Source organism: Streptomyces sp. NPDC030820 (genome assembly GCF_055572075.1).
In genome coordinates this window covers 1-18,813 of record NZ_JBVIEB010000027.1, presented here as the reverse complement: position 1 = coordinate 18,813, position 18,813 = coordinate 1, and the positions used below count along the sequence as shown (strand labels likewise).

Sequence of the window (18,813 nt, the reverse complement as noted above, 5' to 3'; positions counted from 1 at the left end):
CGTCCTGCCTCCCCCGCACGCCTCCCGGCCCCACCAGCCATCAGACACCCCATGGCACCCATGGCCCGAACCACCGGGCCGTGCCGCTCACAGAAAGCAGATCACCATGGACACCATGCTCGCCGGACGCTTCCACCTGGACAGCAAGAAGTTCGCCGTGGAAGAGGTCCCGATCCCCGTGCCGGGCCCGGGCGAGGTCCTCATCGAGGTCAAGGCCGCCGGCGTCTGCCTCTCCGACGTCCACCTGCTCGACGGCTCCCTCGTCCCGCTGTTCGCCACCTCCGACACCATCACCGTCGGCCACGAGGTCTCCGGTGTCATCCACACGCTCGGCCCCGACCTCAAGCGCGGCCTGCCCGTCGGCGCCCGCGTCACCCTGGAGGCCGGCAAGACCTGCGGCAAGTGCGCCGGATGCGTGCGCCACCGCCCCTGCACCCAGATGCTCACCGCCGGCATCGACTACGACGGCGGCTGGGCCGAGTACGTGATCGCCCGCGAGGACACCCTCATCCCCATCCCCGACAGCCTCCCCTTCGACCAGGCCGCGATCATCCCCGACGCGGTCTCCACCCCCTACGCCGCCGTCGTCGCCACCGCGGGCGTCCGTGCCGCCCAGTCCGTCGGCGTCTGGGGTGTGGGCGGAGTCGGCGCGCACAACGTACGCCTCGCCCGCCTGGTCGGCGCCGCCCCGATCATCGCCGTCGACCCGCTGCCCAGCGCTCGCGAGCGTGCCCTGGCCTTCGGCGCGGACCTCGCGCTCGACCCGGCAGCCCCCGACTTCGCCGACCAGGTCCGCGCAGCCACCGGCGGACGCGGCCTCGACTTCGCCTTCGACTGCGCCGGCGTCCCCGCCGTCCGCGACCAGGCCGCCTCCGTGCTCGGCCTGGGCGGCTCCCTGATCCTGGTGGGCATCACACCCCGGCCGCTGACCATCACCGAGGGCCTGACCTTCAACTACCTGCAGAAGCAGGTGCGCGGCCACTACGGCGGCTTCCCCGAGTCCGTCTCCGAGCTGGTGCAGCTGACCGCGGCCGGCCGCCTCGACCTGGCCCCCTCCATCACCGACCACATCCCGCTCGTCGAGGCCGCCGACGCGGTCCACCGACTGGAGAACAAGATCGGCGACCCGATCCGCCTCATCCTCGTCCCCTGACGCCCGTCAGCAGGACGACAAGCCACCCTGGGCAGGGGTGAGTGGGCGCCGGTGCGTGAGGGAGCACCGGCGCCCGCGGCTTTCCGGCCACCGTGGAGAGGAAGAACCATGCAGACGACCGACACCTCGGGCCGTACTCCGCAGCGCAGGGATGCTCACTCCAATCGTGTACGCATCCTCGCGGCCGCCCGGCAGAAACTGCGGGAGCACCCTGACGCGAGTCTCGACAGCATCGCCCAGGCCGCCGGCGTCGCCCGGCGCACCGTCTACGGACACTTCCCCAGCCGGCAGGCGCTGATCGCCGACCTGGCGCGCGAAGCGGGCCGAGCGCTGCAGCGGGCGTTCACCGGGGACCGTACCCAGGATGCCGATCCGCTCGAGGCGATGGCGCGGATGGTCCTGGCGGGATGGGCGGTCGGCGACCAGTACCGCATGCTCATCGCCTTGGGGCGCCGCCATCTGGGCGACGAGGCGATGCGCGCCACCCTGGCACCGGCCCGCGAGGAGGCCGTAGCGACCCTAGGACGTGGTCAGCGCGAAGGCGTGTTCGCGGACCACCTGCCGGCGCCCGTCCTCGCCCGAGCCCTGGAAGCACTGATGCTGGCCCTCGCCGAGGAGAACGCCGCGTGCACATGGGCGGACCCCACGGGTGAGGCCGCGGCGACCGCGTTCCTCGTCGCCGCCGGCGTGGCACCGCAGGTGGCTGCGCTCCGGGTTCAGACGGCTGTCAGACGAGGCCGGGCAGGGGGCGCCGGGTGACCGCATGGGCCTCGTCCGCGGGGATACCGAGCATGCGCAGGACCATCTCGGCCAGGTCGGAGGCGGCCTCGTCGCCGTCGAGGTCCGGGCGGTCCAGCCGGAGAGCCACGAGGGACAGCAGGGTGCCGCCCAGTGCGGACAGGGCGGTGGTCGCGTTGCCGCAGGTGAAGCGGCCCGAGGCGATGCCGATCTCCAGGTCGCGCAAGGCGCGCGGGGAGAGGCCGGTGTCGGAGTGGATGTGGGACAGGCCGCGGTCGCGCAGGATCCGCAGGAGTTCGGGGTGGGAGTCGGCCATCTGGGCGGTGAGCCGGAAACCGGCCGCGACCAGCTCGGCGGGGTCGTCGATGCCTTCCACGCGCGCGTCGATGACCTGCCCGAACTCCTCCAGGGCGTCCGTCACCGCCGCGTCGAACAGCTCCGTCTTCGACTCGAAGTGGTTGTAGAAGGACCCGAAGCCGACATCGGCGCGCTCGGCGATGGCCTGGATGCTCGCGCTCGTGTCCCCGGTTTCCGCGAGGATCTGCCGGGCCGCGCGGACGAGCGCCTGGCGGGTCTCGGCACGGCGTCGCTCGAAGCGGTTCTTGGGCGGGGCTGACGTCGGCATGCGGCCAGTGTAACCGTCGCAACGATGACGCTGCCATTACTGATGAGATCCTCAATTATTTGGGCTGCACCTATTGACGACGAGAAACGCCAGAGTTGATGATTTCCTCATTACGGCAGTGTTGCTTGGAGGACACCATGTCCCACATCCCCGTTAACAAGGGCGGTCCTCTGACGCCCCACCAAGACCTCCACAGTGAGCAGGGCGCCCTGCGCGGAGAGCACCCCGGACGAGCCCGGAATCCCGTGATCAAGGTGGCGGACCTGGCCTGGCTGGAGTTCGAGAAGCCCGACCTGGACCGGGCCGAGGTGTTCGCCCGCGACTTCGGCTTCGCGATCGCCGCGCGCACCGATCACGAGCTGTGGCTGCGCGGCACGTTCGCGGGCTCGCCCTGCATGGTCATCCGGCGTGGGCGGGCGTCCCGCTTCCTCGGGCCGGCGTTCCGCGCGGCCGAGCGGGCCGATGTCGACCGGCTGGCCGCCGCCGTCGGACACACCGTCCGGGACATCGACGTCCCCGGCGGCGGCCGGTCGGTCGCCCTGTTCGATCCCTCGGGACTCCCGGTGCGGGTGGTGCACTGCGCCGAACCGCTGCCCGCGCTGCCCGGGCAGCAGCCGCTGATCCTCAACACCGGCATCGAAGGCCGTCGTACGAACACCACCCAGCGCCCGCCCCGTGAGCCGTCCCGCATCCAGCGCCTCGGGCATGTGGTGCTGGAGACGCGGACGTTCACCCGCACCCTGGACTGGTACCTGGACACCCTTGGCATGATCGTGTCCGACTTCCTGTTCCTGGACGGACAGCGCCAGCGCGGGCCGACCATGGCGTTCATCCGCTGCGACCAGGGCAGCCTGCCCGTTGACCACCACACCCTCGCCCTGCACCTCGGGCCGGGCACCGGCTACGTCCACTCCGCCTACCAGGTCACCGACCTCGACGCGATCGCCGCCGGCGGCGAGTACCTCGCCGAGCGCGGATACAAGCGCAGCTGGGGAATCGGCCGACACATCCAGGGCAGCCAGCTCTTCGACTACTGGCGCGACCCCGACCACTTCATGCTGGAGCACTTCGCCGACGGCGACCTGTTCTCCTGCGACCTCGAACCCGGATGGGCACCGATGTCGGCGAGCGGCCTGGCCCAGTGGGGCCCGCCCGTCACCCGCGACTTCCTGGGCACCAACCCCTCCCCCGCCAAGCTCCGCGAGGTCATGACGGCCCTGCGCGACGACAACGAACTCGACCCCGCACGCCTGCTGGGCCTGATGAAAGCGATGAGCTCATGAGCACCAACGTGCTGCGCACCCCCGACGGCTGGTGGGCCGTCCGAAACGAGCGCGCCGTCCGCATCGAGACCAAGGCGGTCACCACCGCCGAACTGCTCGCCGACCGGGCCGCCGTCCGGGAGGCCGCCGCCTCCGGCGAGCGCGGCACACCCGTCGCCGACCTGGTGGCACTGCCCCCGGTCACCACCCCCTGCAGGGTGGTCGCCCAGATGGTCAACTACCGCAGCCACGCCAAGGATTCCGGGTTCACCGGCGACATCCCGCCCACCTTCTTCCGCAAGGCGTCCGGCTCGGTCAGCGGCCCGCACGACACGATCGTCCGCCCGGCACACGTGAACTTCCTCGACTACGAAGTCGAACTCGGCCTCGTCATGGGCGCGACGCTCCCGGTGGGCACGGTTGTGGAGGAGCAGGACCTTCCTTCGTGCGTCGCCGGGCTCGTCCTCACCAACGACGTCAGCGCCCGCGACGTCCAGCTGACCAAGACCCAGTTCTACGAGAGCAAGTCCTACCCGACCTTCACCCCGACGGGGCCGTACCTGGCCCTGCTGGAGCCGGAGGACTTCGACCGTCTGATCGACCTGCGACTGCGGCTGTCGGTGAACGGCGTAACGCGTCAGGACCGCACCCTGGCCGACATGATCGTGCGGCCCGCGCAGGCGCTCACCCTGCTCGCCCGTTTCCAGACCCTCGACCCGGGCGACCTGCTGCTGACCGGTACGCCCGGCGGCACGGCCCTGAAGGCTCCGCCCAAGCCGGTCGAGAAGATCGCCGCGCTGCTGCCGCCTGCGCTGAAGTGGAAGGCGTTCTTCAACGGCCAGGCCAAGAACCCCCGGTATCTGCGCGACGGTGACCTCGTCACCGCCTCGATCGCCACCCCCGACGGGCGGATCGACCTGGGCGAGCAGCGGACCGCTGTGGCGGACGCGACGTGAGCGCCGCATCCCGGAGACCGGTAGTCATCATCGGCGCGGGACCCGTAGGAGTCACGGCCGCGCTCCTGCTCGCCCGGCACGGAGTGCCCAGCCTGCTCCTCGAACGCCACCGGGACATCTACCCCCTGCCGCGCGCCGTCGTCGTGGACGACGAGGTTCGCCGGATCCTGCAGAGTGTCGGCGTCCACGAGGAGTTCGCCACCCTCGCCAGGCCGGCGCCCGGGTTGCGGCTGCTGGACGCTCGGCGCCGCGTGATCGCCGAGTTCCCGCGGTCCCTGCACGGGCACCACGGCTTCCCGCAGACCAGCATGTTCGACCAGCCGGAGCTGGAACGGCTGCTGCGCGACGCCCTGGCTCGTCGCCCCGAGTGCGAGCTGTGGGGCGGGGTGGAGGTCATGTCCGTCAGCCAGGACACCGACGGAACGGCTCCGGTCCGGGTCACCTTCCGCCGCGACGGCAGCGACGAGGACGAGCACGTGTGGGCCGACGCCGTCCTCGGCTGCGACGGCGCGGGCAGCATCACCCGCGACGCCATCGGCGCCGTGTGGGAGGACCTGCATTTCGAGGAGAGCTGGCGGGTCATCGACGTGCGCACCAGCCTCCCGGTGCGCACCTGGGAAGGCGCCGAGCAGATCTGCTGTCCCACCCGCCCGGCCACCTTCATGCGAGTCGGCGAGGACCGCTACCGCTGGGAGTTCCGGCTGGCCGAGGGCGAGTCCTTGGACGGCCCGGAAGGGCTGGAGCAGTTGCGCGAGCTGGTCGCCCCCTGGGTCGACCTGCCGTCCGCTGCCCACGGGGACGTGGGCGACGACTTCGAGGTGATCCGGCAGGCGCAGTACACCTTCCGGGCCCGCCTCGCCGACCGGTGGCGCCAGGGACGCGTGTTCCTGCTGGGCGACGCGGCCCACCTCACCCCGCCCTTCATCGGGCAGGGCCTGTGCGCGGGCCTGCGCGACGCCCGCAACCTCACCTGGAAACTCGCCCGCGTCCTTCAGCAGGGCGCAGACAACCGACTGCTGGACACCTACCAGCAGGAGCGCAAGCCGCACGCCCGCCACGTGATCCGTGTCGCGGTCGCCGTCGGCTGGGCCATGACTGGCGGACAGGACCGCGGTGCGGCCATCCGCCGAGCTGTGGTGGGCGCGGCCTGCCGCATCCCCGGCGTGACCGCGGCGGTGAGCCGCGACCTCAGCCCCGCCCTGGCCGCCAATCCGCTGGTACGACGCCGCCCCCGGCTGACCGGCCGCTCACTGGCCGGCACCTTCTGCCCGCAACCCTGGGTGATCGTCGACGGCAGGCGAGAGCGCCTCGACGACATCCTCGGGGACTCCTTCACCGTGCTGACCGCCCTGCCGCCCACGGCACGGATGACGGGCGTGGCCACGGCCCTGGGCGCATCCGTGATCCATGTCGGCGACCTGGACGACGACGGCACGCTGAGCGCCTGGCTGGCGCGCGGCCGGGCGGACGCCGTCCTGCTGCGCCCCGACCGCGTCGTGATGGACACCGTCCCCGCCGGCACCGGCGACTTCACCGACGCCGCCGCCTGGGCTCCCCTGCTGCACACGGCCCGCCGCCCCGCCGAAGCCCGGCCCGCACCCTGACGAGGAACACCACACCATGGCCACCCCGCACTCCACGCCCTGTCCGGAGCCCTTCCTGCCGCCCGACCCCCAAGCGGCCGCTGGCAGCCGCATCGCGGACTTTGCCCGCTGGGCCGCCCGACACCAGGGCGCCGAAGGGATTCCGGACCCGACCGACTACCAGGCCCTGCACCACTGGTCCGTCACGGACCTGGAAGGATTCTGGGCCGCGGTGTGGGAGTACTTCGACATCGACGCCACCACTCCGTACGAGCGGGTGCTGGCCGAGGAAGCCATGCCCGGCGCACGCTGGTTCCCCGGCGCCACCCTCAACTACGCCCACCACGCACTGCGCAACCTGCACCCGGACGCCCCCGCGATCACCGCACTGGACGAGACCGGAGCCGCCTACGAGATCACGGGCCGGCAGCTGCGCGCCCAGGTCGCCTCCGTCGCGGCCACCCTGCGCGACCTCGGCGTCGGACACGGCGACAGGGTTGTCGGCTACCTGCCCAACAGCCCCCACGCCGTCATCGCCTTCCTCGCCACAGCCAGCCTGGGCGCGGTGTGGTCGGTGTGCGGCCAGGACTACGCACCCAAGGCCGCCGCCGACCGCTTCGCCCAGCTCGAACCCACGGTGCTCATCACGGCGGACGGCTACCTCTTCAACGGCACCGCGCACGACCGCCGCGCAGCCTCCCTCGACCTGGCCGCCGCCCTGCCCACGCTCAAGGCCACGATTCTCGTGGACCACCTGAGCCTTGCGTGGCCCGCGACCCGGGTCGCGAGGCTGACGGTTCCCTGGGAGGACGCGGCCGGCCGCACCGAGTACCTCGCCATCACCCCGGTTCCGTTCGACCACCCGCTGTGGATCGTCTTCTCCTCCGGCACCACCGGGCTACCCAAAGGCATCGTCCACGGCCACGGAGGCGTCCTGCTGGAACACCTCAAGATCCTCGGCCTGCACTGCGACCTGGGCGTCGGAGACCGCTTGCTGTGGTACACCACCACCCACTGGATGATGTGGAACCTGGTCGTCTCCACCCTGCTGACCGGCGCCGCCACCTGCACCTACGACGGCAGCCCCGCGCCGGTGGCGCGCCCGGACGTCCTGTGGGAGCTGGCGGCCCGCCACAAGGTCACCGTCTTCGGCACCAGTCCCCAGTACCTGCTGGCTATGGCCAAGCTCGGCGTCGACCCCGCCGTGCACGACCTTTCGGCGATCCGCGTCATCGGCTGCACCGGCTCCGCCCTGCCGGCCTCCGCCTACCCCTGGGTCCGCGACCGCGTCGGCGCAGGCGTCCAGTTGGCCTCCACCAGCGGCGGCACGGACGTCGTCTCCGGCTTCGCCGGCAGCGCCCCCACCACCCCGGTGTGGGCGGGTGAACTGTCGGCTCCCAACCTCGGCGTGGCGCTCGCGGCGTACGACGGCGCGGGACGGCCGGTCGTCGACCAGGTCGGCGAACTGGTCGTCACCCGGCCCATGCCGTCCATGCCGCTGTACTTCTGGAACGACCCCGACGGCAGCCGCTACCGCGACGCCTACTTCACCGCCTACCCGGGCGTGTGGCGGCACGGCGACTGGATCACGCTCACCGGTCACGGCTCGGTGATCGTCCACGGCCGCTCCGACGCCACCCTCAACCGCAACGGCGTACGGCTGGGCAGCGCCGACATCCACGACATCGTCGAACACCTCCCCGAGATCGCCGAGGCCCTCGTCATCGGTGCGGAGGAACCCGACGGCGGCTACTGGATGCCGCTCTTCGTGGTCCTCGCCGACGGGGTCGGTCTGGACGAGTCCCTGTGCGAGAAGATCCGCGACGCGATCCGCACCGGCGCCTCACCCCGCCACGTCCCCGACGAGATCCTCGCCGTGCCGGCCATCCCGCACACGAAGACCGGCAAGAAGCTCGAGGTCCCGGTCAAGCGCCTCCTCCAGGGCGCCCCCGCCGAGCAGGTCCTCAACCCCTCCGCGGTCGACAACCCCGACCTGATCGGCTACTTCGCCGGCCTGGGCGCCGAACGCCGCCAGGCCCGCCGCCCGCACACCCCTGAAGGCGCCTCGTGATCCTCTCCGCCTCGCTGACCTGTCTCATCGCGTTGATCTTCGCCCTGCTGGGCGCGGCCAAGATCCTGGCCCTGGGTCCGATGCCCGAGCTGGCCGCCCACGCCGGCTTCACCACCGCGGCCTACCGGGTCATCGGCACGCTGGAGCTGGCGGGCGCCATCGGCGTGGCCCTCGGCCCGGTCGTACCGCTGTGCGGCGGCCTGGCCGGTATCGGGCTGCTGATGCTGCTCGCCGGTGCCGTGACCACGCACGTACGCAGGGGCGACGGGCTGACCAAACTCCTCCCCGCGGTGACATGCGCTGCTTTGGTCGCCTGGTATCTCGTACTCCTCGCCGGCCTCTGACCCGTTCCGGGGGACTGTCGGCCTCCACTCGTCCTGTTAGCGAGCCCACGGCGGGGCTGGCAGACTGAATCTGTGGTTCCGCTGATGGTCGCGGCGGATCAGATCGCGTCCTCATCGCTTACCGGCGCCAGTGTGGTATCAGTCTGCGCACTGCTCTTCACCGTCGCGTCGTTCTGGTGGCTCAACGCCCGACAGGGACGCCTGAAGGCGTGGGAACCTCATGCCTTCGCGGCGATCGTCCACGGTTCCACGGCACGCCTACGACTGCCGCTCGTCCTGCACAACACCGGTCCCAAACCGATCGTCGTGCAGGACCTCATCCTGACCTTCCCCGATGAGCCCGCCTCTCATCTGCCACTCCTGTGGGTGTCCTCCCCGTCCCGGCTCCAACCGGGGCCGGACGAGGAGGCGAAGCTGCCCGCCGGATTCGTCGTGCCCGGCAGAGAAGCGCAACAACTCTTCCTCGAGTTCGAGGCACCGTTTTCCGGATTCCTCCCGGAGGCCCGTGACTACAAGGCCCAGCTACAAGTTCGGGTCGGCCACCGCAAGGGTTGGCGCCCCCTGCTGACGTTCATTTTGAGGGCCGCCAACATCATCGATCCAGGTCGCTACACCGTCTACAACAACGCACCGGTCGAGCTGACGAAGGAAGATCAGAGAAGAGCGGATGCCGCACTCCTTGAGTTGTTGCAAGAGCAAGGGGACGACTCCGCGCCGGGCGGCAGGAGACCGCGGCGTTCTTCCCAAGACGACGGCGACGCCGACACGAGCCGCTGACGCAGCACCTGCCGGCCGAGCACCGCTCCTGCTGCGATCAGGAGATCACGGTTCCTGCGGTCACGCCGACAGGTCGGCCCGCGGGAGGAGCGCCCGGAACAACGCCCGGCAGCCCTGCGACAGCTGGGACGGTTGGCGCAGCAGATTGAATGCCTCCGCTCAGTTCGGCGACAGCGTCCCTGCTTTGGGTGCTGCAGAGCATTCGCCAGCCACTGCTGGGAAGTGGCGAGGTCCTGCATCCGGGAGCCGATGGATGCACGGACCAGGTGGCACGGGTGAGGAGGGTCGCGGCGGTCAGCCCGGTGGGCGCGGCACCGATGAACACGACGGGTACATCTCAGGGGTGGTGGTGGCGGTCACTTGCTCAGGGCTTTCATCAGGCCCAGCAGCCGGGCGCGGTCGATCTCGTTGTCCTCGCGCAATGCGGAGATCGCCTGCAGGAACGCCCCCGGCGAGGGGGTGGTGCCGAGGAAGTCCCGGGTGGCGGGCGGGCCCCACTGGGCCAGGCCGGAAGCGGACATGGCGGCCCAGCCGGGTTCCAGTGTGTTGTCGAAGACATCGCCGTCGGCGTAGTGCTCCAGCATGAAGCGGTCGGGGTCTCGCCAGTAGTCGAAGATCTGGCTGCCCTGGATGTGCCGGCCGATGCCCCAGGAGTGGTGGTAGCCGCGTTCGCGCAGGTACTCGCCTCCGGCGGCCAGCGTGTCGAGGTCGGCGACCTGGTAGGCGGAGTGGACGTAGCCCGTGTCGGGGCCGAGGTGCATGGCCAGGGTGTGGTGGTCGGCGGGTTCGCTGCCGCGGTCGCAGCGGATGAAGGCCATGGTGGGGCCGCGGTCGCGCTGCCCGTCCAGGTAGAGGAAGTCGCTGACGATCAGGCCGAGGTGCTGCAGGTACCAGTCCAGGGCGCGCCGGAAAACCCGGGTGGAGAGGACGACGTGGCCCAGGCGCTGCACCTGGGAGGGTTTGCGAGGCGGGCGCTGGGTGGCGTTGATGCGGCCGGCCGCGGTGGTGGTGCCCGTGTTGAGGACCAGGGGCTGTTGCAGCGGCTGTGCGGGCTGCTCGGTGACGCCGTGGACGACGCGGACCGGGATGCCAGAGGGATCGAGCAGGTCGACCGCGCTGCCACCGCCGTGCTCGGTGAGGGGGCGGACCTTGTGGCCGGTGGCGCTCGCCAGCCGGTCGAGGTCGGCGGCGTCGGCGGCCTGGAAGGCGGGGCCGATGAACCGGGAGGAGGGGCCGCGGCGGATGATCAGGCAGTGGGTGCCGGCCAGGGCGCCGCGGAGATAGAGGGCGTCGTCGGTGCGGGCGGCGGTGGTCAGGCCGAAGTCGTGGGCGAAGGTCTCGGCGCGGTCCAGGTCGGGCTTGGTGAACTCGAGCCAGGCCAGGTCGACCACCTTGATGACGGGCTGGACCGCGCGGCCGGGGTGCTCCCCGCGCAGGGCGCCCTGTTCGCTGTGCAGGCCCTGGTGGGCGTCGGCCGTGGGGGCGGGTGTGGGTGTCGGGTCGTTCATGGCGGGTCCCTTCGGGCGGCTCTCCCACGACGGCGGTGTGCGGCACTGTCGCGAGACACAAGTAAGGGGTGGAAGGGGGGGCGGGGTGGCCCCGCCGACCGTGTCAGCTTGGTCGGCGGAGCGGGTGGCACCAGTGGTGGCGGATTCGCCTACCGGGCCAGCAGGGTGTCCAGCGCGGTGGTCAGTTCGGCGACCGCGTCGGTGGCCGCACCGTGGGTGCGCCAGCCGATGAAGCGGTCCGGGCGTACCAGGACGGCGCCTTGCGGGGTGTGCCCGCGGGCGGTGGTCCAGGTGGAGCGCAGGTCGCGGTAGTCGCCGTCGAGGTGGCCGACACGGATGGCGTCGAGCGGCAGCCCGCTGGTGGTGGCGATCTTCTCGGCGGCCTCGCACCAAGCCTGGCCGTCCTCCCCGGCGATCAGCAGCAAGCGGCCGGGGCGCACCAGGCGGGCCAGGGCCACGCGATGGCCGTCCAGGTCCTCAAGCCAGGCGTGGGGCAGCGGGTGTCCGGGTCGGGCGGCGGGCTGGTAGATGCGGACCGGGTCCGGGTTCTCGGGTGCGGGAGTGCCGTCGGGGACGACGGCCGCGGACTCGTACGTGTAGCCGAACTCGACGCCCAGTTCGTTGAACTCCATGGACTGGGCGGTCACGGCCGCCAGGAACGTGCGGCGGAAGTCGGTGTCGGCGGGGTCCTCGCTCCACAGGCGGCGGGCCTGCCGCCAGTTCTCCTCCTCGCCGGCCTCGGGTCCGCCGCCGAAGAGGGCGTTGATGGCGATGTGGTTCATGGCGTTCTCCAGCGAGCGCTGGACGTTGGTGGCGTCCGCCGGTCGCCGCTCGGCCTCGTAGGTGTCCAGCAGGGCGTCGCCGGCATGGCCCTTCAGCACGGCGGCGAGCTTCCAGGTGAGGTTCTGGACGTCGTGCATGGCGGAGGTGAGGCCGAGGCCGCCGGTTGGCGGATGCCGGTGGGCGGCGTCGCCGGCGATCAGGACGCGGCCGGCGCGGTAGCGGTCGGCGACCACGCCCTCCAGGGTCCAGCGGGAGATCATGTGGACCGTCACGTCCTCCTCGCTCAGGCCCAGCCCCGTGCGCAGGTCGGCCAGTACGGACTCGTCGTCCAGCGCGCGGCCGTCATCGGGCCCGTAGTTGAGGTGGAAGACCCACTCCTCGGACTCGGGACCCCAGTGCTTGGGGCCCATGGGCACGAGAACACCGGGGATGCCGAGGTCGGGCAGCCACAGCCAGCGGATCAGCACGTCAGGGTCGGTCGCCACCTGGGACAGGTCGGCGGAGATGTGGAAGGAGACTACGCGGGCGAGGTTGCGCACGCCCTCCTGGACGATGCCCACGGCGGGGCCGACGGTGCGGCCGCCGTCGCAGCCCAGCAGGTAGCGGGCCCGCACCCGGTAGGTCTCGCCCGTCTCGCGGTCGGTGACGGCGGCGGTGACGCCCTCGTCGTCCTGGGCGAGTGCGGTCAGCTCGTGGTGGAAGCGGACCCGGCCTGTGGCGAGTGCCTCGGCGCGGGTGCGCAGGACCGGCTCCAGTCGGATCTGGGGCAGGTTGGCCTGTCGCTCGGGGCTGGCCGCGAGCCACTCCGGAGAGTGCCCGCCGGCTCCCCAAGCCTCCATCCTGGCGACCCTGCGGCCGTAGTCTTCGTGGTCGCCTGCCAGGCCGACGTACCAGGCGGTGTGGGACATCTGCTCGGCCGGGGTGGAGGCGGCGTAGATGGTGTCGGCCACGCCGGCGTCGCGCATGATCTCCATGGCGCGCTGGTTGAGGACGTGGGCCTTGGGCAGGACGGAGGTGCTGGGCCAGGCGGTGACCAGCAGGGACTCGATGCCCATGCGGCTGAGCAGCATGGAGGCGGTGAGCCCCGCACCGCCTCCGCCGACGATGAGGACGGGGACGTCTATGTCGTTCATGGGTACTCCATGGGGTGTCACGGCTCGGGGCCATGGGGTGGGGACGGCTCAGGAGCGGCGGGGGAAGAGCGCCCGGTCGATTGATCGAGGCGGGGTGTCCGCGGATTGAGCGGGCGGCGGCGCACGGATGCGAAAGGCTGGTCGTTCCGAGAGGCGCCCGCTCGCTGCGGGCGGACCTCGGCAGCCCGGACGGCACGGAAGGGACGCCGGAAACAGTGGTGTCGATTCAGAGGCCGCACCCGGCCTCGGCGGCCAAGGCGGTGAGATGCGGTGGGTGCCGTCCGAGCCGTGCGAAGGGCGGCCTGCGGAGGCGGGCTGGGTATGAACGCTGTGCTAGGCCAGCCACCGCGTGGAGGCGCAGGGCGGCAGATGCTGGCGGACGTCGATGCGGCTCATCGTGATGCTCCTCGGAGCCCAGGCGGCGGTGATGCTAGCTGCCGACCAGCGCGACGAGATGGGCTCCGGCCAAGGCACCCGCGATGACGGCCGGCAGGCAGCGGGCCGCCGGATCGCCGCTGCGCAGGTGGACGACGACGGCGCCGGCCATGAGCAAGGGCAGGCCGATAGATGCGGCAGCACCGAGCGCAGTGATCCGCAGGCCGAGCAGCAGACCGGCCGCTGCCGCCACCTCCAGAGCGCCCAGCAGGCGGTAGTGGGTGGTGGTCATGCCGACGTGGGCCGCGGCCTTGCGCATCGCGGGTACTGCCGCGAGCTTGGCCGACCCGAGCAGAAGGAAGATCCCGGCGAGGAGGACGGCGAGAATGATGGCGGTGGTGCTCATGGGGTTTCTCTCTCAAGTGGCTTGCTGGGGGCGTACTGCCAGTGCAGGACGTACCGGTCGAGGGCCGCGGTGACCTTGCTCCGTACCGCCTCGTCGGCAAGGGCGGGCACCGTGACGCGGACACCGCCGTCGTGCGGCCGGCACAGGATGCGCTCCGGGGCGCAGTCCGCGCCCTGGGCGACCAGTTCCGTGTGGACTGCGCGGCGGGTGGCGTCCAGGCGAAGGCCGAGCTTGTAGGGCTTGCCGATGGCGGTCAGCGGGATGGCGTCGATCACGCGCACCTCGCGCGGGGCGGCGGCGCGCTCGGGGACCCGTTCGGTGACCCAGGTGAGCAGTTCGGCGGGATCGGTCTGGGCGCCGGGGGCGAGGGTGACGTAGGCGACGGGCACCTCGCCGGCGTGCGGGTCGGGACGGCCGACCGCCGCGGCGGCGGTGACCTCGGGGTGGGCGAGGAGTACGTCCTCGATGCCGGCGGGATCGATGTTGTGGCCCCCGCGGATGATCAGGTCCTTGGCGCGGCCGGCGAGATGGATGAAGCCGTCGGCGTCGATGCGGGCCAGGTCGCCCGTGTCCAGCCAGCCGTCGCGGATCTTCCCGGCGCTCTCCAGGCGAAGCCCGTGGGCGGTGTGCTCGGCGACGTACCCGGCGAAGAGGACCGGGCCGCTGACGGCGAGCGTTCCGGTGGCCCCCGGCGGCAGGTCGTGCCACTCGCCGGTGTCCGGGTCGATCCGCACCGTCTTGACCTGCTGGTAGGGCAGGCGCCTGCCGACACTGCCGGGGCGGGTGTGACTGGGCAGGCCGAGGGCTGAGGCGCAGGTCGCCTCGGTGAGCCCGTAGCCCTCGCACAGCGGGATGCCGGTGTGCTCCTCGAAGGACTCCCGTACGGCGGGCGGCAGCGGGGAGGCGCCGACGGCGGCGAACCGCATGCTGGAGATGTCCGCGTCGACGGGGACATGGGCGAGGACGGAGTACACGGTGGGCACGCCGGACATGGCGGCGATGCGGTAGTGCCCCACCAGCTTCCAGAACACCGGATACAGCTCGGGATCGCGGTAGCCCAGCGGCCCGGCCCACACCACTCCCCGGCCGCGCAGCAGCGGGCCGAGCAGGGTGACGATCAGGGCGTTGACGTGGAACAACGGCAGCGCCGCGAACATCACCGAGTCCTCATCGAGAGGAATGCTCGCGGCCACCATCCAGGCGTCGACGACCTCGTTGGCGTGCGTGTGCGCGGCAAGCTTGGGAGCGCCGGTGGTGCCGCCGGTGTGGAAGTAGGCGGCCAGGTCGTCGGCGGTCGGGGGCTCGATGTCCACCAGCCGGTCGGCGGGATGGGCCGCGGCAAGCTCCGTGAGGTAGCCGACGCGTACGCCCTCGATGGGGTCCAGAGCGGGCGCGGGGCCGTCAGCCAGGGTGGGGGCCAGCGCCAGCAGCGCGTCCAGCCGCAAGGCCGCGGCGACCTGCCGGGCCGTGGCCCACACCTGTGCATCCAGCTGCGGACCGGCGGCGATGAGCACCCGCGCACCGCCGCGCCGCAGCAACTGCTCGACGTGCTCGGACGCCAGGCCCGGGTTCACCGGGGCGGCGACGCCCGCTGCCTGCGCGGCCAGCAGCGCGCCGGGAAGCTCCGCGGTGTTCGGCGCGAGCAGGCCCACCGCGGCGCGGCGGGTGACGCCGAGCGCGCGCAGCAGGTTGGCGGTGCGGTGCACCTGGTCGCGCAGCTGCGCGAAGGTCACGGTGGCGGGGCGCGGGAAGCGCGCGGCGTCGGGCAGCACCGTCAGGGCCGGGCGGTCCGGCCACAGGCGGGCGGCGCGCAGCACGGTGTCGTAGGTGGTGGCGGGCAGGCCGCGCTCGTGCAGCGGTACGGCCTCGATGGCAGGCAGCTCCGCGATGCTGTCGGGGGCGGGCCACAGCAGGTCGGTGGGTGTCAGTGTCACCGGTGCGCCTTTGCAGGGTGAGGGATGAGGGTCAAGTGGCCGGCCCGGTACGGGGATGCCGGGCCGGCCGGTCCCGGGCGGGGGTCCCGGGAGCCGTCAGCGGGCGCGCACCACCGTGCGCTGCTCGCCGAGATCGAGTGCGCCGTCGTCGGTCGCGATACGGGCCGTGACGACGTCGCCGTCCTTGAGGTAGTCGGGGTTCGCCTGCTGGCGGGCGAAGAACTTTTGCCAGCGCTTGTGCGGGGGCAGCAGGGCGGCAAGCGTGGTCAGGAGCTTGCCCGGAGACTTCAGGGCGGTGCCGCCTGGGGTTCCGGTGAGCAGGACGTCACCGGGCTGCAGGTTCTGGAAGCGGGCGAGCAGACTGAGGGCGTGGGCGGGCCGGACGATCATGTCCGTGGTGGTGCGGTCCTGGCGGGTGGCCCCGTTGACCTTCAGCGTGAGCCGCAGGTCCGGCAGGCGGGCCAGGTCGTCGGCGTCCACGAGGAGCAGCCGGGGGCCCAGCGGAGTGAAGGAGGGGTACGACTTGGACTCGTAGAACTGCGTCTTGGGCAGCTGCAAGTCACGCGCGCTGACGTCGTCCGCAACGACCAGCGCGGCGACATACTCGGCCAGCGTGGCATCGGTAACCTCGGTGCCGACCGGCAAATCGGCGCCCATCACCAGCCCGAGCTCCACCTCGTAGTCCAGGAAACGCACGTGCTGTGGACGCCCGATGTCCTGGTAGGGCCCGCTGACGGACCCGGACGCCTTGCGGAAGAACGCGGGCGGAACGGTGTCCGGGTCGAACCCGGAGTCCACCGCGTGGGATCGGTAGTTGACCATCTGCGCCACCACCCGGCAGGGCGTGGTGACAGGCGACAGCAGCTCGGTTTCTCCAACCGAAACCCCGGCGGCGGGGTCAACCGCGGCGTGGGAAGCCGCCTGCTGCACGGCGGAACGGTCGGCGAGCAGGCCGGCGGTGGTGTCCGCATCGGTGTCGACGCGGTGCAGCCGTCCTGTGCCGCTCTCCACCCACCAGCCATCTGTGGTGCGGACGACCTGGATACTCATCGGCTCTCCTGAGTCCTGGACAGGCACCGACCGGAACGCTCCCGCGAGCAGCTCCAGTCAGCAGTGATGAGAGAATCAGTCCAGATGACGACCCCGTCAACAGCAGTCAGTCGTGATGAAACAATCAGAGCTGATGCGTCTGATCATGGTGGAGAGATGGGTATCGATCGACAGGGCAGGGCCAACACACCCAGCCACACGCCCAACCGCGTGGACCGACGCAAGGCGCGCACCCGTGCCGCGCTGATCGCCGCCGCGCAGCGGTTCCTCGCCGATCAGGGGCGGACCGACGTGAGCATCCAGGAGATCACCGAGGCGGCAGACGTCGGCTTCGGCTCGTTCTACAACCACTTCACCAGCAAGGACGAACTGTTCGACGCGGCCGTCGCCCTCACCCTGGAGGAACACGGCGCACTCCTGGAATCCGTCGTGGGAGACCTGAAGGACCCCGCGGAGATCTTCGCCGCCAGCGTCCGCCTGACCGGCCGGCTGCAGCGCACCCACACACAGATCGCCAGGATCCTCGTCCGTACGGGCATGTCCTATCTGACCTCCGACAGCGGATTGGCTCCGCAGGCGATGCGGGATCTGCGGGCCGCCGCCGACACCGGACGGCTGGACATCGACGACCCGCGCACTTCTGTGGCCATGGTCGGTGGCGCCCTGCTCGGAGTGCTCCACCTACTGGAGACCCGCCCGGACCTCGATGCCGCGCATGTTTCCGACCAGCTGGCCCTCCGCCTGCTGCGCATGTTCGGCATGACGCGCGCCGAAGCACAGGAGATCGCCACTCGGCCCCTGCCATCGCTGCCCCGGACCTGACAATGGTGAGCAAGATCGGCGACGCATGAGACACGTTACCCATGTCCGCGAATGTGACGCTCAGGGGGCGCGGCGGATCCCCGACGGATCTCGGCGTAGAGGACGGTTTTACCTGCCCGGGAGGCGCTGCCCCGGGCGACGACTTTTCCGTCCACCAGCACCTCGATCGAGCCCGTCTAAAACTGACGATCATCGTTGACACCTGGGCCTCCGATCACTACGGAGATCCACATGCCGAAGTCCACCCCCACCACCTGGTCGCTTGACCGTGAGGCCAAGCGGCGCCTGGCCGTCATCCGTCACGTCGAAGAGGTCACCGGGAACGTCGCGATGTCCTGCCGGTACTTCGGGATCAGCCGGCAGGCGTACTACACCTGGTACCGCCGCTACCAGGCCGAGGGCGTCGAGGGCCTGCGGACCCGCTCCAAGGCCCCGAAGACGTCCCCGAACGCGACGCACGTCGAGGTGGCCGGGAAGATCCATCTGCGGCAGAACTACCACTTCGACCCCGAGAAGATCGGATCCTCAACCGCCTGGACATGGGCCGCCTGCCGGCCTCCCAGCGCTACAAGCGCCACGACCGCCGATGGAAGCGCTACGAGAAGCAACTGCCCGGCCACCGCATCCAGATCGACGTCAAGTTCATCGAGCCGCTCGCCTCGATGCCCCAAGGCCGCCGCGGCGGCCGCAACAAGTACTTCCAGTTCACCGCGATCGACGACTGCACCAGCCTGCGCGTCCTGCGGATCCACCCGACGCTGAACCAGAACACCGCCATCCAGTTCCTCGACTACGTACTGCAGCGCCTACCGTTCCAGGTCGAGGTCATCCAGACCGACAACGGCGCCGAGTTCCAGTCCGCCTTCCACTGGCACGCGCTCGACAAGGGCATCGCCCACACCTACATCAAGCCCCGCACACCGCGGCTGAACGGGAAAGTCGAACGCTCCCACCGCATCGACGCCGAGGAGTTCTACCGGCTCCTGGACGGCGTCATCATCGACGACGCCGAGGTCTTCAACGACAAGCTGCGCGAGTGGGAGGACTACTACAACTACCATCGCCCCCACGGCGGCCTCGGCGGCCAGACACCCTACGAACGCCTCAAGCAGAAGACCACGGCCCAGGCGTAATCGGTGATCGTCAGTGGCACAAGCAGCTGAACCCCGCTGTCGGATCCCAGCTGTCGGATCCCAGCTGTCGAGTCTCAGTTGATGGTTGACGGGTTGGCGTCGGGTGATGCTTGACGTCTGCCCTAGACGATCTTTCGGCGGTTGTGTTCGCCGGACTTGC

15 protein-coding genes and 1 pseudogene are annotated in these 18,813 nt (G+C 71.0%); 10 read left to right on the top strand and 6 right to left on the bottom strand.

Features of this window, described 5'->3' with window-relative positions; translation table 11 throughout:
* Positions 1-106 precede the first annotated feature (106 nt).
* Positions 107-1,153, top strand: coding sequence for a zinc-binding dehydrogenase (locus ACZ418_RS41435; protein ID WP_468373656.1), 1,047 nt, complete (start codon positions 107-109; stop codon positions 1,151-1,153).
* A gap of 108 nt (positions 1,154-1,261) precedes the next feature.
* Positions 1,262-1,912 carry a TetR/AcrR family transcriptional regulator gene (locus ACZ418_RS41430; protein WP_468373654.1) on the top strand — a complete coding sequence of 217 codons (651 nt, stop codon included), beginning with the start codon at positions 1,262-1,264 and terminating at the stop codon, positions 1,910-1,912.
* On the opposite strand, the gene ACZ418_RS41425 is transcribed toward ACZ418_RS41430, so the two are convergent.
* Positions 1,881-2,516: a TetR/AcrR family transcriptional regulator gene (locus ACZ418_RS41425; RefSeq protein ID WP_468373652.1), complete on the bottom strand. Its 636-nt coding sequence runs from the start codon at positions 2,514-2,516 to the stop codon at positions 1,881-1,883. The genes ACZ418_RS41430 and ACZ418_RS41425 overlap by 32 nt on opposite strands.
* Before the next feature lie 137 nt (positions 2,517-2,653).
* Between ACZ418_RS41425 and ACZ418_RS41420 the strand changes: the two genes are divergently transcribed.
* From ACZ418_RS41420 to ACZ418_RS41395, 6 genes are all read left to right on the top strand, one after another.
* Positions 2,654-3,799: a VOC family protein gene (locus ACZ418_RS41420; RefSeq protein WP_468373649.1), complete on the top strand. Its 1,146-nt coding sequence runs from the start codon at positions 2,654-2,656 to the stop codon at positions 3,797-3,799.
* Positions 3,796-4,734, top strand: coding sequence for a fumarylacetoacetate hydrolase family protein (locus ACZ418_RS41415; protein WP_468373647.1), 939 nt, complete (start codon positions 3,796-3,798; stop codon positions 4,732-4,734). The genes ACZ418_RS41420 and ACZ418_RS41415 overlap by 4 nt, the downstream gene beginning before the upstream one ends.
* On the top strand, positions 4,731-6,338 hold the full coding sequence (mhpA, locus tag ACZ418_RS41410) for a bifunctional 3-(3-hydroxy-phenyl)propionate/3-hydroxycinnamic acid hydroxylase MhpA (protein WP_468373644.1): 1,608 nt from the start codon (positions 4,731-4,733) through the stop codon (positions 6,336-6,338). The genes ACZ418_RS41415 and mhpA overlap by 4 nt, the downstream gene beginning before the upstream one ends.
* A gap of 16 nt (positions 6,339-6,354) precedes the next feature.
* Entirely contained in the window at positions 6,355-8,388 is a 2,034-nt protein-coding gene (locus ACZ418_RS41405) for an acetoacetate--CoA ligase (protein ID WP_468373641.1), read from the top strand.
* Positions 8,385-8,732: a DoxX family protein gene (locus ACZ418_RS41400; RefSeq protein WP_468373639.1), complete on the top strand. Its 348-nt coding sequence runs from the start codon at positions 8,385-8,387 to the stop codon at positions 8,730-8,732. The genes ACZ418_RS41405 and ACZ418_RS41400 overlap by 4 nt, the downstream gene beginning before the upstream one ends.
* Before the next feature lie 72 nt (positions 8,733-8,804).
* On the top strand, positions 8,805-9,509 hold the full coding sequence (locus ACZ418_RS41395; protein WP_468373636.1) for a hypothetical protein: 705 nt from the start codon (positions 8,805-8,807) through the stop codon (positions 9,507-9,509).
* 356 nt (positions 9,510-9,865) lie between these two features.
* Here ACZ418_RS41395 and ACZ418_RS41390 read toward each other — a convergent pair whose 3' ends face one another.
* From ACZ418_RS41390 to ACZ418_RS41370, 5 genes are all read right to left on the bottom strand, one after another.
* Positions 9,866-11,017 (bottom strand): VOC family protein, encoded by a 1,152-nt coding sequence (locus ACZ418_RS41390; RefSeq protein WP_468373633.1) that lies wholly within the window; start codon positions 11,015-11,017, stop codon positions 9,866-9,868.
* Between the two features lie 149 nt (positions 11,018-11,166).
* Complete coding sequence (locus tag ACZ418_RS41385; protein WP_468373630.1) at positions 11,167-12,933, bottom strand: FAD-dependent monooxygenase; 1,767 nt, start codon at positions 12,931-12,933, stop codon at positions 11,167-11,169.
* 430 nt (positions 12,934-13,363) lie between these two features.
* Positions 13,364-13,714, bottom strand: coding sequence for a DoxX family protein (locus tag ACZ418_RS41380; protein ID WP_468373628.1), 351 nt, complete (start codon positions 13,712-13,714; stop codon positions 13,364-13,366).
* Positions 13,711-15,648, bottom strand: a complete 1,938-nt coding sequence (locus ACZ418_RS41375; RefSeq protein WP_468373625.1) for an acyl-CoA synthetase — start codon at positions 15,646-15,648, stop codon at positions 13,711-13,713. The genes ACZ418_RS41380 and ACZ418_RS41375 overlap by 4 nt, the downstream gene beginning before the upstream one ends.
* Before the next feature lie 96 nt (positions 15,649-15,744).
* The gene (locus tag ACZ418_RS41370) at positions 15,745-16,698 is read right to left on the bottom strand and encodes a fumarylacetoacetate hydrolase family protein (RefSeq protein WP_453133197.1); all 954 of its coding nucleotides are present in this window, start codon (positions 16,696-16,698) and stop codon (positions 15,745-15,747) included.
* Between the two features lie 156 nt (positions 16,699-16,854).
* Between ACZ418_RS41370 and ACZ418_RS41365 the strand changes: the two genes are divergently transcribed.
* Both ACZ418_RS41365 and ACZ418_RS41360 read left to right on the top strand, forming a co-directional pair.
* Positions 16,855-17,520 (top strand): TetR/AcrR family transcriptional regulator, encoded by a 666-nt coding sequence (locus ACZ418_RS41365; RefSeq protein WP_468373622.1) that lies wholly within the window; start codon positions 16,855-16,857, stop codon positions 17,518-17,520.
* Positions 17,521-17,751: 231 nt separating this feature from the next.
* Positions 17,752-18,653 (top strand): annotated as a pseudogene (locus ACZ418_RS41360) (integrase core domain-containing protein).
* Positions 18,654-18,813 lie beyond the last annotated feature (160 nt).

Coding starts and splice junctions, on each gene's coding strand:
- ACZ418_RS41435 (WP_468373656.1), top strand. CDS start 107: ATGGACACCATGCTCGCCGGACGCTTCCACCTGGACAGCAAGAAGTTC.
- ACZ418_RS41430 (WP_468373654.1), top strand. CDS start 1,262: ATGCAGACGACCGACACCTCGGGCCGTACTCCGCAGCGCAGGGATGCT.
- ACZ418_RS41425 (WP_468373652.1), bottom strand. CDS start 2,516: ATGCCGACGTCAGCCCCGCCCAAGAACCGCTTCGAGCGACGCCGTGCC.
- ACZ418_RS41420 (WP_468373649.1), top strand. CDS start 2,654: ATGTCCCACATCCCCGTTAACAAGGGCGGTCCTCTGACGCCCCACCAA.
- ACZ418_RS41415 (WP_468373647.1), top strand. CDS start 3,796: ATGAGCACCAACGTGCTGCGCACCCCCGACGGCTGGTGGGCCGTCCGA.
- ACZ418_RS41405 (WP_468373641.1), top strand. CDS start 6,355: ATGGCCACCCCGCACTCCACGCCCTGTCCGGAGCCCTTCCTGCCGCCC.
- ACZ418_RS41390 (WP_468373633.1), bottom strand. CDS start 11,017: ATGAACGACCCGACACCCACACCCGCCCCCACGGCCGACGCCCACCAG.
- ACZ418_RS41385 (WP_468373630.1), bottom strand. CDS start 12,933: ATGAACGACATAGACGTCCCCGTCCTCATCGTCGGCGGAGGCGGTGCG.
- ACZ418_RS41380 (WP_468373628.1), bottom strand. CDS start 13,714: ATGAGCACCACCGCCATCATTCTCGCCGTCCTCCTCGCCGGGATCTTC.
- ACZ418_RS41370 (WP_453133197.1), bottom strand. CDS start 16,698: ATGAGTATCCAGGTCGTCCGCACCACAGATGGCTGGTGGGTGGAGAGC.
- ACZ418_RS41365 (WP_468373622.1), top strand. CDS start 16,855: ATGGGTATCGATCGACAGGGCAGGGCCAACACACCCAGCCACACGCCC.